At 66.8% G+C, this 14,108-nt stretch carries 12 protein-coding genes and 6 pseudogenes; 5 read left to right on the top strand and 13 right to left on the bottom strand.

Annotated elements, in window-relative coordinates:
• The first annotated feature begins 487 nt into the window (after nucleotides 1-487).
• The 4 genes and pseudogenes from GA0115254_RS41640 to GA0115254_RS41625 all read left to right on the top strand — a co-directional run bounded on the left by GA0115254_RS41640 (nucleotide 488) and on the right by GA0115254_RS41625 (nucleotide 2,574).
• Entirely contained in the window at nucleotides 488-739 is a 252-nt protein-coding gene (locus GA0115254_RS41640; protein WP_141721003.1) for a hypothetical protein, read from the top strand.
• A gap of 4 nt (nucleotides 740-743) precedes the next feature.
• Nucleotides 744-1,064 (top strand): annotated as a pseudogene (gene cutA, locus GA0115254_RS41635) (divalent-cation tolerance protein CutA).
• Between the two features lie 48 nt (nucleotides 1,065-1,112).
• Nucleotides 1,113-1,373 (top strand): WD40 repeat domain-containing protein, encoded by a 261-nt coding sequence (locus GA0115254_RS41630; RefSeq protein WP_093900460.1) that lies wholly within the window; start codon nucleotides 1,113-1,115, stop codon nucleotides 1,371-1,373.
• Between the two features lie 25 nt (nucleotides 1,374-1,398).
• Nucleotides 1,399-2,574, top strand: a complete 1,176-nt coding sequence (locus GA0115254_RS41625; RefSeq protein WP_093900459.1) for a damage-control phosphatase ARMT1 family protein — start codon at nucleotides 1,399-1,401, stop codon at nucleotides 2,572-2,574.
• A 238-nt stretch (nucleotides 2,575-2,812) separates the two neighbouring features.
• Here GA0115254_RS41625 and GA0115254_RS45085 read toward each other — a convergent pair whose 3' ends face one another.
• From GA0115254_RS45085 to GA0115254_RS41605, 6 genes and pseudogenes are all read right to left on the bottom strand, one after another.
• Nucleotides 2,813-2,974, bottom strand: coding sequence for a hypothetical protein (locus tag GA0115254_RS45085; RefSeq protein ID WP_176740514.1), 162 nt, complete (start codon nucleotides 2,972-2,974; stop codon nucleotides 2,813-2,815).
• A 369-nt stretch (nucleotides 2,975-3,343) separates the two neighbouring features.
• Nucleotides 3,344-3,853, bottom strand: a pseudogene (locus GA0115254_RS41620) (transposase); the annotation flags it as partial.
• 170 nt (nucleotides 3,854-4,023) lie between these two features.
• Nucleotides 4,024-4,554 (bottom strand): annotated as a pseudogene (locus GA0115254_RS41615) (iron-containing redox enzyme family protein); the annotation flags it as partial.
• Nucleotides 4,555-4,581: 27 nt separating this feature from the next.
• Complete coding sequence (locus GA0115254_RS45360) at nucleotides 4,582-4,734, bottom strand: hypothetical protein (RefSeq protein WP_218105627.1); 153 nt, start codon at nucleotides 4,732-4,734, stop codon at nucleotides 4,582-4,584.
• Between the two features lie 140 nt (nucleotides 4,735-4,874).
• Nucleotides 4,875-5,135: an EF-hand domain-containing protein gene (locus tag GA0115254_RS41610; RefSeq protein ID WP_093900458.1), complete on the bottom strand. Its 261-nt coding sequence runs from the start codon at nucleotides 5,133-5,135 to the stop codon at nucleotides 4,875-4,877.
• Between the two features lie 375 nt (nucleotides 5,136-5,510).
• A pseudogene (locus GA0115254_RS41605) lies at nucleotides 5,511-5,894 on the bottom strand (TetR-like C-terminal domain-containing protein); the annotation flags it as partial.
• Nucleotides 5,895-6,039: 145 nt separating this feature from the next.
• Here GA0115254_RS41605 and GA0115254_RS41600 point away from each other — a divergent pair.
• Complete coding sequence (locus GA0115254_RS41600) at nucleotides 6,040-6,573, top strand: hypothetical protein (RefSeq protein ID WP_256103092.1); 534 nt, start codon at nucleotides 6,040-6,042, stop codon at nucleotides 6,571-6,573.
• Between the two features lie 391 nt (nucleotides 6,574-6,964).
• Here GA0115254_RS41600 and GA0115254_RS41595 read toward each other — a convergent pair whose 3' ends face one another.
• From GA0115254_RS41595 to GA0115254_RS41565, 7 genes and pseudogenes are all read right to left on the bottom strand, one after another.
• Nucleotides 6,965-7,978, bottom strand: a complete 1,014-nt coding sequence (locus GA0115254_RS41595; protein WP_093900456.1) for a TIGR03842 family LLM class F420-dependent oxidoreductase — start codon at nucleotides 7,976-7,978, stop codon at nucleotides 6,965-6,967.
• A gap of 44 nt (nucleotides 7,979-8,022) precedes the next feature.
• Nucleotides 8,023-9,414 carry a dihydropyrimidinase gene (gene hydA, locus GA0115254_RS41590; RefSeq protein WP_093900455.1) on the bottom strand — a complete coding sequence of 464 codons (1,392 nt, stop codon included), beginning with the start codon at nucleotides 9,412-9,414 and terminating at the stop codon, nucleotides 8,023-8,025.
• Nucleotides 9,415-9,628: 214 nt separating this feature from the next.
• Nucleotides 9,629-10,118, bottom strand: a pseudogene (locus GA0115254_RS41585) (transposase); the annotation flags it as partial.
• 16 nt (nucleotides 10,119-10,134) lie between these two features.
• Nucleotides 10,135-11,331 (bottom strand): IS110 family RNA-guided transposase, encoded by a 1,197-nt coding sequence (locus GA0115254_RS41580; RefSeq protein WP_093900454.1) that lies wholly within the window; start codon nucleotides 11,329-11,331, stop codon nucleotides 10,135-10,137.
• A gap of 226 nt (nucleotides 11,332-11,557) precedes the next feature.
• Nucleotides 11,558-11,740: pseudogene (locus GA0115254_RS47105) on the bottom strand (IS6 family transposase); the annotation flags it as partial.
• Between the two features lie 115 nt (nucleotides 11,741-11,855).
• On the bottom strand, nucleotides 11,856-12,527 hold the full coding sequence (locus GA0115254_RS41570) for a hypothetical protein (RefSeq protein ID WP_093900453.1): 672 nt from the start codon (nucleotides 12,525-12,527) through the stop codon (nucleotides 11,856-11,858).
• Between the two features lie 2 nt (nucleotides 12,528-12,529).
• Nucleotides 12,530-14,108: polymorphic toxin-type HINT domain-containing protein (locus GA0115254_RS41565; RefSeq protein ID WP_256103090.1), on the bottom strand; the 1,579-nt coding region annotated here is incomplete at its 5' end.

Here is a 14,108-nt window from a genome sequence, read left to right as displayed (position 1 = left end):
CCTCAATGGCAGCGACCACCTGGCGAGTTGCAGCTCCGGGGTGCGCCGCAATGTGCGCGAGGACGGCCCTGTCACGGCGGTAGCCGCGTTGCAGCAGGTCCTCGCCGAACAGGCCGGCCGGCAGACGCACAGCCCGGTGGACACGACGCTGTAGTCCCCCCGCCGCCTGGCCGGACCAAGCGTTCAGTGCGCCGAGCCCAAAGAGGGCGGGTGAAGCGAAGCGGGCGGATCCAATAGCGGAATCCGACAGACGAGCCTCCTAAATAGAGATCTTGCCAGCAAGGCAGCCTGGTGTGGTGCGGGGTTGCGAATCAGTCGCAGCCCTGACCACACCGGAGTAACTGCATCGTCTGACCTGGTGTTTTCCTGGACGTTGTACGTTGACATGGTCCCGGCGGAGGTTTCCAGTCTTTTGGAGTTCTTTTCTGTCTGCCGTGGGCGAATGCCCGCCGACGGCCCTGCGTGGAGTCCTCCCGTCGCGGACCTATTGAGACGAAAGGAATGCGCCGGCGCCTACACCGCGAAGTCGTTGCACAATCTCGTCGGTAAGGCCCTGGTCATTCCCGACCGGGTGGATGCACTCGGCCGTAACCGCCCTGCCACCTGCCGGGTCAAATACGGCAGCGGCGATGTGTACCTGCGGGTGGCGGTGTGGGCAGCGTGGCCCGAGCAGACGGTGCGGCATCCGGTGCGCCCTGGCCAACTGGGTGGGGTCGCGGTACCCGAGCAGGAGAGGTAGTTGCATGGCCAACGAGTTTGTGATTGCGCAGACGCCCAGCGACGACGAGGATCAGGCGAAGGCGCTGGCCTGAGGCGCGGTCGAGAGCAAGCTGGCAGCGGGCGTCCACATCGATGCGCCGATCACAGCCTTCTACTGGTGGAAGTAGAATGTCGAGACGGCGTAGGAGTGGCGGATCTCGTACATGACTTCGACGGACCGTCTCCCGGCACTGGAGGCGTGGTTGCACGAGAAGCATCCGTACGACGTCCCCCAGTGGATCACGCTGCCAGTGACCGGCGGGCCGGAGGCGTACCTGTCGTGGGTTGTCGAGGAGACCGCATAGGACTGAGGAGCGACGGGCCGGCCGTACGACGGCGTTCGCGTCCGGAGCGTGTCGGACGATCGGTTCACTGCCCACCTCCCGGGCCACACCGGTCGGGTTCTCATGGCCGCGTTCCTCGATGGCCCAGACCACCTGGCGTCGGCCGCGGCTGACGGCACCGTACGCCTCTGGTCGTCGACCGAACAGCGCCAGCTCGCCGAAGTACGCGTCAACGCCTCGCTGCACTGCGCGGCCTGCGACCGAACCACCGGACACGTGGTCGTGGGCAGCGCGGCCGGCACCGTCGCGTTCTCCATCCGCCTCCACTGAACCACGCGAAGGAAGCCCGCACACCATGACGCAGCCCGCCCCCGCCCCAGTCGTTGTCAGCAACGTCGCAGGCTCCTTCGCCTGGGGTGTCCTGCACGACCGACACCCCACCCTGATCGAGCGCGTCCGCCAGGCCACCCCCTACCCCATCGAACAGCAGCGTGCCCTGGACACCCTCCTACAGGAGATCACCGAGGACGGCGTGATTCTCCCCCTGCCTGACACCGAGCCCGGAGCGGACCAGTGGCAGCAGTGGGGCAAGGAGCACATCGGCAGCCGCTGGGAAGACGCCCCGTTCCTCTGGGCGGAGAGCTACTTCTACCGCAAACTCCTGGCCGCCCTCGGCTACTTCGCCCCCGGCCCGTGGCAGGGGATCGACCCCTTCGCCCCGTTCAAGAACGCCGAACTCGCGGGCCCAACGGTGGAGGCCGAACTGGCCGCCCTCGACCAACTCCCCCAGATCCCGGCAGTCGAACAGCACCGCACCCTCCTCCACGCCTCCCTCTGGGGCAACCGCGCCGACCTCGGCTTCGCCGTCTCAGCGGGCGACGCCGGCCTTGGCGACCGTGTCACCGGCCTCGTCGCCGACAACTCCGCCGTCCTCTGGGAAACCCTGTCCGCCAGCCCGCCCGGCAAGGTCTGCCTCGTGGCCGACAACGCCGGCCCCGAGCTCCTCCCGGACCTGGTCCTCGCCGACCACCTGCTCCACACCGACCGCGCCGCGTGCGTCGTTCTGCACCTCAAGCCGTACCCGTACTACGTCTCCGACGCCACGGCCACCGACACTCTGGCCTGCCTCCACCGCCTGACCACGGCCCCCGGCTACGCCTCCGAGATCGGCAAGCGCCTGCAGCAGGCCCTCACCACCGGCCGCCTCACCCTGCGCGCCCACCCTTTCTCCTGCGCCCCGTTCCCCTACGCCGACATGCCCGCCGACCTCCACGAGGACTTCGCCACCGCCACCCTGACGATCATGAAGGGCGACCTGAACTACCGCCGCCTCGTCGGCGACCGACACTGGTCGGCCACCACCCCGTTCACCGACGTCACGTCATACTTCCCCGGTCCGGTCGCAGCTCTGCGCACACTGAAGTCGGACGTCATCGTCGGCCTGGCGCCGCAAACCGTGCACGAGCTGGAAGTTACCGGGCCCCAGTGGCGTACGAGCGGCACGCACGCGCTGGTCCAGGTCACTTCATGAGGGACTTTAAAATGTTTGGCTCTGTCGCAGATTCGGTGGTGACGATGTGTGACGGCCATCGTTGACACCGCATGCGGGATGTCAACGAGCGTGTGGGCATGGTGTTTTCGGGGCTATCGCCGTTGGTCATCGATGCCATCGAGGATGAGGGTGTGCTGATCCGGGTGTGTGCGCGGACGCAGGAAGGCCCGATGGCGTGCCCGTGGTGCGGGGCCGAGACGGTGCGGGTGCACGGCTATCACGAGCTGACGGTCTCATCCGCATCGGGAAACATTGCGAAGATCTCGTCCATGAGGCGGCGTGCGGCTGTGAAACCCAGCGTTCCGCGTACGTTGCGGAAGTCTCGATTCGTCTTCTCTATCGGCAATCGCGGTTCAAGGTCAAAGAGGCTGCGCGTCATGACTTCCTTCCGTGAGTTGACCCCTGCAAGGAGCGATAGATGTAAGAGCGGGTCCGCCGCGTGATACGGCGGGCCCGTTCCAAATGTCGATGCGGAGTCTCCGCCCGCGTTTCTCACCGTACGCAAGCTTGACAGGCCAGGCGATCCGTTTTCCGACGGCGGACCGCAGCTTCGCAAGGCCGGGCCGAACAGAGCCTGTCGACGCGAGAGGCCGTCATGCACTCAAAGTCGCCGACGCCAAGTCCGGACGCCGCCAGGGCCAGCCGCGCACAGTGCCCTTGAGCGAGCAGGCGGCAATTCCACTCCGAGAGGCCATTGGCGACCGCGAAGACGGCCGCATGTTCGCACTCCCGTGCAGCTCGGCGTCCGGCCCGCGAAACGGGCGTTGCGTATGCGGTCCTCGGCGCGTGCCCGTTGGCGGTGCCGCAGTTCGAGTGCGGCGATCGGGACGCCGGTGGTGTTGGCGACGAACGCGGTGAGCCGCAGGCCGTCGGCGTCGGTGAAGCGCAACTGCGCCCCTGGGGGCGGGCGTTCCTTGCGGACGATCAACCGCATGCCCTGCGGCCAGCCGCCCAGGACATTGCCGGTAAGTTCGGCGACCCAGGCGCCGTCGCGGATCTCTCCGTCCGGCTCGACCGCCGGTGTCCAAGCGGCGGGCGGGACTTTGAGGAAGGCCTCGTGGACGGCGTCGGTGATGGTCATGCCGACCGAGTACGACAGCCACCTTCCCCGCTGGTCCAGCCAGGCGGTGAACTCGTGTGTTCCGCCTCCGAAGTCGGTGCGAACCAGCGTCCGGCGTCCACGCCGGTACTTCTTCGGCAGTTACGCCAGGGCGAGTTGAGCTGTGGTGATGTGATCGGCTGCGGTGTTGCTGCCCGTTTCGTTGCTGTTGGTGAGCACCTCGTGGGCACCGGTGAAGAACCCAAGGGTGTAGTGGCATGCGATCGCACACGTTCATCAGGCTTCTGGGACGGTCGCCCCGGGCGGCGGAAAGCGCGATCCTGTCCGTATTCACCGCGCTCGCAGCCTTCCTGCTCGCCCAGCCGTGATCAGTTTTGCTGTGAACGGCCCAGTTCGGACAGATCGCTGTAGAGGCGGTTCAGCGCGTACGCGCCCAGGCCGAGGCCCTGGTCGATTCGGCGTCGTGCGGCTGGGTTTCGGTAGTGGGGTTCTAGCAGCAGGAAGAAGTCCTCTGCATGTTGTTCGTCGATTTCGGAGTGGAGGCCGTAGTGCATCAGGTCGGCTTGAGCGACCCAACCGCGGTTCACAGCCGCGTTGCCCGTGATGGCCGATACCGAGGCGAATGCGTACTCGATCGCACCCATGCAGCCAATTCCTACCTGCGGGTCCTCCAACGTACACACCGCACTGAGAATGCTGTTGTACGCGTGGACGGCCGGCATCATCTTCAGGCCGTTCAGCTGTACGGTGTCGCTGCCGATGCTGGCCAGAAATCCGCGGAAGGTCTCGTGATGGAATTCCTGAGGGCGGAATCCGCCGTGTTCTTCCACGACATTACCCAGGATTCCGATGCGATCCGCGGGGTGCTCGATCCGGGACACCAGCGCAGCCATCGGACGGGCGAAGTAGGTGACGGCGAAACCTAGTTACTCCTGGCTTGTGCGGAAGTTCTCCAACGACATACTTCCGTCTACCAGCGTTCGGAAGTACGGATTGTTCAGGACACCGGTCTCGGCCACGATGTGCTTGGCGTGCGCTGTCACCAGCGGGGCCTTGGTTGTCCGCAGATGGGTGGTCACGGTCGTTTCTCCTGGCGTGTTGTTCCTGAGCGCGGCTCGATGCGGGACCGGCGGAGCCCCTCTGATCGCCGGTGCCGAGTGGAATCAGCATACGACGGTGAGGGGCTCTGGACGAGAGGACGCTGTCCGGTTCTGTCGGCTCAGGAACGCAGGGCTCCCAGGAGACGGTGACCTCGGTCGTTCGGATCAGTACTGCTGTGGAACACGCGAATGGCCGCTCTCAGCTCGTCAGTTGAGATGGAGCCGGAGCTGTCGGTGTCGATGTCGATGTCGGCGGTGGCCACGAAGACCTTGGCGGACGGCGTGACAATCCGCGCGTAATCATCCGGCTTGTTCCCCAGGCTGACAAACCCGGCCAGGAATTCGTCGCGTGATACGACGCCGTCCCCGTCTGTGTCCATAGGGACAAACAATCTCTTCCAGTACTCCAGAAGGGATCTCTGCAGCGCGCTAGCGGGGGCGGTTCCTGGCGTGAGCTTGAATTCCTGCGTCGTGCGGCCCACTCAGGCGTACACGTCGGTTTCGCTGACCCACCCGTCGCGCTCGTGATGGAACACGTTGTAGTAATGCTGGGCCTTGCTGTGGATAATTGACTTTTCCGGCATGCGAAGACCTCGAATTTTCTTGTGCGGTGGGCGAATCGAATACCCACCACAACCCGGTCCACGAGCAATGACTCGTGAGCTCAGGGTGGCAGCGTTTCCCTTCCCGGGCGCCGGTGCCAAGCCTCACCACTCATTCGAGTGAGTAATTCGACCTGGCAGTTTCAGCCCGGTTCAAGGGCGTGGCGCCGGCGCGACCGCGATCCGGCGGTGGATGTCCTCAAGCAGGTTCCGCATCGCTGTGCGGAAGATTTCAGTCTGGTGGTCACCGAGGAAAGAGGTGTGCCCGAACACCTCAAGGGCGACGAGGCCATGCAGGTGTCCCCACGCGATCAGCAGGAGCGCGGTCGCTGGGGGCGGCAGATATCCCAGGCCGTAATGCGGCAGCTGGTCCAGATAGACCCGGAGTGCGGGGGAGAGTGCGGGGGTGTCGACTGCGGCGAGTTGCGCCGAGGTGAACCCGTCGAACATCTCGCGCTCGAAGATCGCACTCATCCGGCGCGACGCCTGGGTGGTCGGGCCTTCGATGGGTGCCGCGTAGTCCCGTAGCGGCGCCCCGCCGCATCGACGCCGCGGCGCGCCACCGCACCTCACCATCACCGCACAACAGGAAGAAGTCGGCTTCCTCGTCCTCCAAGAACAAGACCGCAGCGAACACAATCCCACCGACAAGGAACTCTCCGACGCCAAGAAGCACACATGGATGCGCAGCCCTCGCTTCGACTACACCCCCTCAAACCGACTCCGCTTCATCCTCCGTGGCGGCTCCCCGCACCGCGCCACGGAATGGACCGACCTCCCTGGCCGGCCCCTGAAGGACCAACTCGCCGAGATCGTGCAGGAGGTCGACCCCCGCGGAGAGGCAGCCGACCGCCAGCGTCCGGCCGATCTGGAGAGAGCACAGCAGCAACGCGTGCGGTGGGAGGCTGCTAAGCGGCAGGCCAAGACCGAATACGCAGAGGCATATCGCGTCCAGCACCTCGAAGCACAACATGCGGCGTGGCGGCGCGCAGCGGACCTGGTCGAGTACATCAGCGCGCTCCGACTCCACGCAGTGAATCTGCCGACGGGACCGGCCAGGGACGAAGCCGAGACCTGGATCGCCTGGGCCGAGAGCCACGTGCAACGCCTCAATCCGCTCAACGGTTCACCGTTGCTACCGGAAATCCCCGAGCCCCGCGACGAGGACCTCAAGCCCATCATGCACGGCTGGAGCCCCTACGGGCCCGACTACTGAACGCCCCGCTCCGCCAGACTCCCAGCCCGCCAAACCGCACCGGCCAGCACGCCCACCACCGCAATCAGCGACGGCAAAACCAGGCAGATCTTCGCCAAGAGACGGTAAAGCCCGGCCTCCGGAATCAAGCCTTCCGCCTGTGCTGACCTGCCTGATCACTTGACTGATGCTTCGTCAGAACGTGCGTCAAACGTGCGTCACGTGCGTCAAACGTGCGTCAAGATATCGCCCGTAGCGCCCACAGCGCACATAATGCACACCACCTAAAACTGCAGGTCAGGCGCCCTTTGCGGTGGGCTCGAGGATCGCCACGCACTCGACATGATGCGTCATCGGGAACAGGTGGATGGCCGTCATCCACCTGCATCGGAGGCTGGACCGAACGACTTCGTCAGCGGAGCGCGGGGATGATGTCGGTGCCGTAGGCGTCGATGGTGGCCTCGCGGTTGTCGTGCATGTTGTAGACGGCGAGCTGGTCGACGCCGAGGTCCCTGAGGTGGCGGAGCTTCGCGATGTGGGCCTCGGCGGGGCCGAGGAGGCAGAAGCGGTCGACGATCTCGTCGGGGACGAAGGCGGTGTCGGGGTTGTCGGCGCGGCCGTGATGGGAGTAGTCGTAGCCGTGCCGGTCCTTGATGTAGGCGGTGAGTTCCTCGGGGACCATCGAGGAGTGTTCGCCGTACTTGGCGACCAGGTCGGCGACGTGGTTGCCGACCATGCCGCCGAACCAGCGGCACTGGTCGCGGGCGTGGGCCAGCGCCTCCGGGGAGTCGTCCGCCGTGACGTAGGCCGGGGCGGCGACGCAGATCGTCAGGGCGTCGGGGTCGCGGCTGGCGTCGGTGGCCGCCTGCCGGACGGCCTTGACCATCCACTCGGTGAGGAAGGGGTCGGCGAGCTGGAGGATGAAGCCGTCGGCCTTGTGCCCGGCCAGGGCGAGTGCCTTGGGGCCGTAGGCGGCCATCCACACCGGCAGCTTGCCGTTCTTGATCCAGGGGATACGGATCGCGTTGCCGTCGACCTCGGCCTCGCGGCCCTCGGCCAGGTCGCGGATGACGTCGATGGCCTCGCCGAGCCGGGCGAGGGTGTTGGGCTTGCGGCCAGCTACGCGCATGGCGGAGTCGCCGCGGCCGATGCCGCAGACGGTCCGGTTGCCGTACATGTCGTTGAGGGTGGCGAAGGTGGAGGCGGTCACCTCCCACGTACGGGTGCCCGGGTTGGTCACCATCGGGCCCACGTGGAGCTTGGTGGTGTTGGCGAGGATCTGGCTGTAGATGACGAAGGGTTCCTGCCACAGCACGGCGGAGTCGAAGGTCCAGCCGTAGCGGAAGCCGTTGCGCTCGGCCCGGCGCATCAGGCCCACGACCTGCGAGGCGGGCGGGTCGGTCTGCAGGACAAGTCCGAAGTCCACGCGGGACCTCCAAGTTCGAGTCGGTGCGATGAGATTCCGGCTGCTCAGCCCAGGTACTGACAAAGGCCGCGCGGCACGAACCCGCCGTGCCCCGCATGGCCGACGTACTTCCGCTGGTCGACGACGACCTCACCCCGCGAGAGGACGGTCTCGACCTGACCGGTCACCGTCTTCCCCTCGTACGCCGAGTAGTCGACGTTCATGTGGTGAGTCTCGGCCGACAGCACCTGGGTGGCGTGCGGGTCGTAGATGACGACATCCGCGTCCGCACCAGGGGCGATCGTGCCCTTCTGCGGGTAGATGCCGAACATCCTCGCCGGCGTCGCGCAGGCGATCTCGATCCAGCGGCGGCGCGAGATGTGCCCGTCCACCACCGCCTGGTGGAGGAGGTCCATGCGGTTCTCCACACCCGGCAGGCCGTTGGGGATCTTCGAAAAGTCCCCGCGTCCCAGCTCCTTCTGGCCCACGAAGCAGAACGGGCAGTGGTCGGTGGAGACCACTTGGAGGTCATTCGTCCGCAGGCCCCGCCAGAGCGCCGCCTGGTGCTCCTTCGGCCTGAGGGGCGTGCTGCACACGTACTTGGCGCCCTCGAAGTCCGGTTCCGCGAGGTTGTCCGTGGACAGGAAGAGGTACTGCGGGCAGGTCTCGCCGAAGACCGGCAGGCCCTTGTCACGCGCAGCGGCCAGCTCGGCCACCGCCTCCTGCGCCGACACGTGGACCACGTACAACGGGGAGCCGGCGACCCGGGCCAGCTGGATCGCCCGGTGGGTCGCCTCCGCCTCCAGGAGCGCCTTGCGGACCTCTCCGTGGTACCGGGGGTCGGTCTCGCCCCGGACCAGGGCCTGCTCCACCAGCACGTCGATCGCGATGCCGTTCTCCGCGTGCATCATGATCAGCCCACCGGTATCGCCGGCAACCTGCATCGCCCGCAGAATCTGGCCGTCATCCGAATAGAAGACCCCCGGATACGCCATAAACAATTTGAACGAGGAAACGCCATGCTCGATGAGCTTCGGCATCTCCCGCAGCGTCGCCTCGTTCACGTCCGACATGATCATGTGGAACGCGTAGTCGATCGCGCAGTTCCCGTCCGCCTTCTCCATCCAGGCGTTCAGGCCAGCCTGCAGCGACTCGCCTTTCGCCTGCACCGCGAAGTCGACGATCGTCGTCGTCCCGCCCCACGCCGCCGCCCGCGTCCCTGTCTCGAACGTGTCCGACGCGAACGTGCCGCCGAACGGCAGTTCCATGTGCGTGTGCGCGTCGACCCCACCCGGGATCACATACTTCTGCGACGCGTCGATCACCCGGTCCGCCGTCCACTCCTGCGTCCCCGGCGCCGCCAACGCCACCACCCGGCCATGCTCGATCAGCACATCCGCGTGCACCTCGTCCGCGGCCGTGATCACAAGACCACCGGTAATCAGAGTCCGAGTCATTCCCCAGCCATCCCTTCAACCCGCCGACCACGCCACCACCGACACGGGCCGGGGGCAACACCCCGGGCCGCCGGCCCCCTCACGCCGCCACCTCGCACGGCACACGGCCTACTCCGCTAGAAAACCCCTGGTCACGCGACCGAACGAAACCCTTGAGTATGTCGGTGCCTGACGGCGCGTTGGGGCATGGTGGGCTTGCGGTCCGGGCCTGTGGTCAGGCCGTGGTGGGCCGGCTGGCAGCTTGGGTGATCTGGTCCCAGATCACGAAGCGGACGGTCATCTCGGCTCGGTGGTCGGAGGCTGTCATCAGGTGGCGGTGAGGGCGGAAGTGGGGCGAGCTGCCGCTGAACGCGGACAGGAACCGCTGGGCCCCGCCTACGGAACGGAATCCCTTCATCGCGCGTTCACGCTGCCGCCTGGGCTGGTGGGAGTTCTCCGCCCGGTTGTTCAGGCCCTCGTGGGAGCGGTGTTCCGCCGAGGGCATGACCTCGGCGGTGCGCCGCGCTGTAGGAGCGGAGCTTGCCGGTGACGACCACCCCCGGCACCGTACGGGTCTTCTTTATCAGGCGGCGGAAGAAGCGTCTTGCCTCGGTTTTGTCCCGCCGATTCTGGACGAGGATGTCGAGGACGTTTCCATTCTGGTCGACGGCCCGCCACAGATACTTCAGCTCGCCGTTGACCTTGATGAAGACCTCGTCCAGGTGCTTCCCAATGCTGATGTCAAGCCGCCGTCGTCACTGGGGGTGTGACCTGGTAGCACCGTCGGTCACGGATCAGGGCCCACAGGACGTTGACGCGACGGCGTGCGAGCGCGAGGACGGCCTGGACGTGGCGTTTCCCCTCGGCGCGCTTGCGGTCGTAAAACTTCCGTGAGTTGGGGTCTCGTTGGACGCTGACCAGCGCGGAGATGTAGAAGACGCGCTGCAGGCGACGGTGGTATCTCGTCGGTCGGTGGTCGTTACCGCTGACCTGGCCGGAGTCGCGTGGGGCGGGGGCCGTGCCGGCGAAGGCCGCGAGCCGGTCGGCCGTGGGGAAGGCGTCCAGGCTGCCGCCGACGGCGACGAGGAACTCGGCACCGAGGATCGTGCCGATGCCGGGCATGGACTGGATCACGTCGGCCAGTTCGTGTTCGCGAAACCGGCCCTCGATGAGTTTGTCGGTCTCGGTGATCTTCTCGTTGAGGACCATCACCTCCTTGGCGAGGGTGTGCACCATCTTCGCGATGGCCTTCTCACCCACGACGGCGGTGTGCTGGCGCTCGGCGGCCTCAACCACCTTCTCGGCGAGGGCAGCAGCGTTGCAGACCTTGCGGTTGCGCAGCCAAGCGGTCAGCCGCCGACTGCCCGCGCGACGGATCGCTGCCGGTGTCTGGTAACCGGTCAGCAGCACCAGCGGGCCGACGTTACCCAGGTCGAGGGCCCGTTCCAGGGCCAAAAACATGCTGTTCAGCAGGGCCTTGAGCCGGTTGGTGGTGCGGGTGCGGTCGGCGACCAGATCGACGCGGTGGTCGGTCAGCAGCCGCAGCTCGAGCGTGGCTTCGTCGCCGGGGCGGATCGGCTGGAGGTCGCGGCGCATCCGGGCCTGGTCGGCGATCACGCGGGCGTCACGGGCGTCCGTCTTGCCCTGGCCGCGGTAGCTGTCGGTGGCCCGGTTGACCGCGATACCGGGGATGTAGACGAGCTCCTGGCCATGGTTGACCAGCAGGGCGATCAGCAGGCCGGGCTCGCCGCCGGTCATGTCCAGCGCCCAGGTCGTCTTGCCGCCGTCGGCGAGGTCCAGGACGTCACCGATCAGCTTCAGCAGTTCCGGCTCGTCGTTGGCCACCCGACGCGACAGCAGCGTGTCGCCCTTGCTGTCCAGGACCAGGCAGTGGTGGTGGGTCTTGCCGCAGTCGGTTCCCGCCCATATCCGGCTCATCGTGCTCCATTCGGTCGTACATGCCTTGCGTACCACGGACGACCTCGCCGGCATTGCTCTACACAGCGACTTGTTCGCACTTCCCAATCGGCGGCCGAGTCGTCGTGGGGAGCCAGGCGGCCAAGCACCTGAAGCCACGAACGGCAGCCACTTGTCAGCCACACCCAGCTCCCCTGGGTGTCCTCACCCTACGAACGGGAGGACCAACCCGTTCAAGAAGGTAGAGCCACTTGTCCCCGGGCCGTGGCCGACGGCGGCGCAGTCCGTCGGCATAGGCCTGTCCGAACTTCAGACACCAGCGGCGGACCGTCTCGTAGGAGACGATGATGCCGCGCTGCAGCATCAGCTCCTCCACCTCACGGAATGACAACGGGAAGCGGAAGTACAGCCACACGCAGTGGGAGATCACCTCGACCGGGTCCCGAAGACGGTGCCGGTGGACCGGATGGACGAGGCAGAGTCGGTGTACTGACGTCTGCTGCGAGGGGTGGGCGGGACGTGCGTCCCGCCCACCCCTCGTAACGTCAGTCCCTCTGAAGGCCCTGGTCGACTGCACCTTCCGGGTAGCCGAGACGTTCGCCGAGCGCCACCAGCGCTGCCCGGCACGGGCCGTCTAGCGGCAGCGCGTGGCGTTTGACCGCGCGCAGGAAGAGCCGGAAACCGAGGTCGGCACACGCCCCGGTGATCACCTGCTCCAGCGTTGGTACCAGGGGGGCGGGCAGCGGCAGCGGGTTGAACACCTCTCCTTCCTCGTGCGCCCGCGTCAGCGCGGCAGCCACCGCAGCCGTCGCCCTGTGCACCGCGGCGCACAGCGACTCGTCTGTCACGGGGTCGGCCGGGGGCGGGGTGAAGCCGGGGTCACGGTGGGATTCCGCCGCGAGCCAGGCCGATTCGATCCGCTCCAGCCACTCCCGCGCTCCGACCTGCTGCTTGGCCGGGTCGAACGCGTGGTCGGTTGAGCCGACCCAGGCCGTGCGGATCGTGTCGTCCGCCAGGCCGGAGTCCAGTAGCCGCCGTACGTCACGGCCCAGCTGCAGGGACGCCGGGTGGCCGAGCTCCCGGACCGACCGTTCGGTGATCAGGAGCATGGCCGAGACCGGCCCCCGCTCGATGAGGCAGTCCATCTCCGCAGGAGGCAGGTCCGCCAGCTCATCGCACTGCTCGGAGAGCCAGGTGAGGCCGGTCTCGTATGTCATGTTTACTCCGGGTAGGCGGTGTAGACGACCCAGGTCTTGGGCTTCATATGCCCCTTGGCGAACTTCAGCTGGATTACCACCGTGTTGCCGACGGCCTCGCCTGCCGAGCTGCCGCCTTTCACCCACTTCGTACCGAGCGAGGCGCCGTGCCCGGTGACCTGCAAGCGGATGGGCAGCAGGTCCTTTCTCGGGTCGAAGCCGATGCCCTTGCCGGCCCGCTGGGCCTGCCTGAGGCGCCAGGCCTCCAGCTTGTCCCCGTTGCCGGGCAGCTTGATCCAGTCTGCCATGGCCTGGTCGACCGCCGCGACGGCGATGTCCTTGCTGGCCCACTGCGTGGCCACGCCGTCCTTGGCCAGCTTGTCGGCCAGCTTCTGGGGGCTGAGGTCCACATGGTCCTCGAGGGTGTGCGCACCCTCGAGGCCCTCGTCGGCGAGGATGTTGGTGCAGTTGTGCACCAAGACGTCGCGGGAACGCTGCCCGGCGGTGCCGACGTAGAACGAGTGGAACCCGTCGACCGTGAGGTCGAACACCTCACGGGGCGCCAGGCTGGCGCGGTCCCGCAGGCCCTGCACCCGGTGCCGGCTTCCGTCGGGGGTGCGCAGGCGGTCGCCCACCCGCAGGTCCGAGACCAGCGTCCAGCCGCGCTCCGCGACGTAGAACCGGTGACCGGCCGTGCTGGTCAGGACTCCGCCGCTGACGGTGATGTCCACCAGCCGCGTGGTGTCGTGGCTGAAGGTCGCGGTCACCGGCTGGGCCGCGGACTGCCCGCTCTGCGGATCGGTGGCCAGCACCGTCTCACCGACGTGCACGTCGCGGATCGCCTTGTGGGAGCCGTCCGCCATGAGTACCTGGGTGCCTCCGGGGAAACTGTTCCGGATGCAGGTGGTAACCAAGTCCTCGTACGTGTCGACAGTGTTCTCGATCTTGGCGAGGGTCGCCGGGGCGACGTCCAGTGCCTTCAGCGCGTTGAACGCCTCCCGCACCCCGGTGCCCGTGCGCATGGCGGTCTTCAGGGCGTTGAGCCCCTCGACGACCTTGCCCAGCGCCTTACCCGGGATGAAGTTGGACGCCGCCCAGGCGCAGCCGGACACACTGCCGTGCCAGCAGTCCAGGAAGTCCTGGACCAGGATCTGCTTGCCGATCTCGAGATAGGTCTTGAGCAAGCCCTGCAGGATCTCCAACTGAGTGAATGTCTTGGTGATGTCCTTCTTCAGGCCGGTGAAGGGCTCTGAACCCAGGTGCACCGTGTCCACCGAGGGGCAGCCCGACTGGGTCGCCGGCACGTTGGAGTTGGTGCACAGGTAGTAGTCGACCTTGACGTCGAAGGTGTAGGTGAAGGTGACCGTGCAGCTCGTGCCGAGGCCGGGCGGCAGCTCGCACGGCTGGTGCTGCCTGACATCCGTGACCTTGACGCTGTCCTCGTCCACGACGAAGAACGTGCCGCCGCCGAAGCTGGTGCCGGCGCCGTCGCTGACCGTCTGGTTGGCGGCCTTGCGTTCGGCGGACTCGGCTGCCTGCTGTGCTGATTCGGCAAATGCCTGGGCGTCCTTGGCGGCTTCCTCCGCCGCCGTCGCGGCGGCG

This window comes from Streptomyces sp. Ncost-T10-10d, from assembly GCF_900091955.1.
Classification (GTDB): Bacteria; Actinomycetota; Actinomycetes; order Streptomycetales; family Streptomycetaceae; genus Streptomyces.
Note: the sequence above shows the minus strand (reverse complement) of the source record. Positions and strands in the feature narration are given on the sequence as shown.

What these genes read in the sequence shown, in the direction of transcription:
- GA0115254_RS45085 (WP_176740514.1), bottom strand. Translation starts at nt 2,974, where the DNA reads ATGACGCGCAGCCTCTTTGACCTTGAACCGCGATTGCCGATAGAGAAG.
- hydA (WP_093900455.1), bottom strand. Translation starts at nt 9,414, where the DNA reads ATGACTCGGACTCTGATTACCGGTGGTCTTGTGATCACGGCCGCGGAC.
- GA0115254_RS41610 (WP_093900458.1), bottom strand. Translation starts at nt 5,135, where the DNA reads ATGGACACAGACGGGGACGGCGTCGTATCACGCGACGAATTCCTGGCC.
- GA0115254_RS41570 (WP_093900453.1), bottom strand. Translation starts at nt 12,527, where the DNA reads ATGACATACGAGACCGGCCTCACCTGGCTCTCCGAGCAGTGCGATGAG.
- GA0115254_RS41600 (WP_256103092.1), top strand. Translation starts at nt 6,040, where the DNA reads ATGCGCAGCCCTCGCTTCGACTACACCCCCTCAAACCGACTCCGCTTC.
- GA0115254_RS41625 (WP_093900459.1), top strand. Translation starts at nt 1,399, where the DNA reads ATGACGCAGCCCGCCCCCGCCCCAGTCGTTGTCAGCAACGTCGCAGGC.
- GA0115254_RS41580 (WP_093900454.1), bottom strand. Translation starts at nt 11,331, where the DNA reads ATGAGCCGGATATGGGCGGGAACCGACTGCGGCAAGACCCACCACCAC.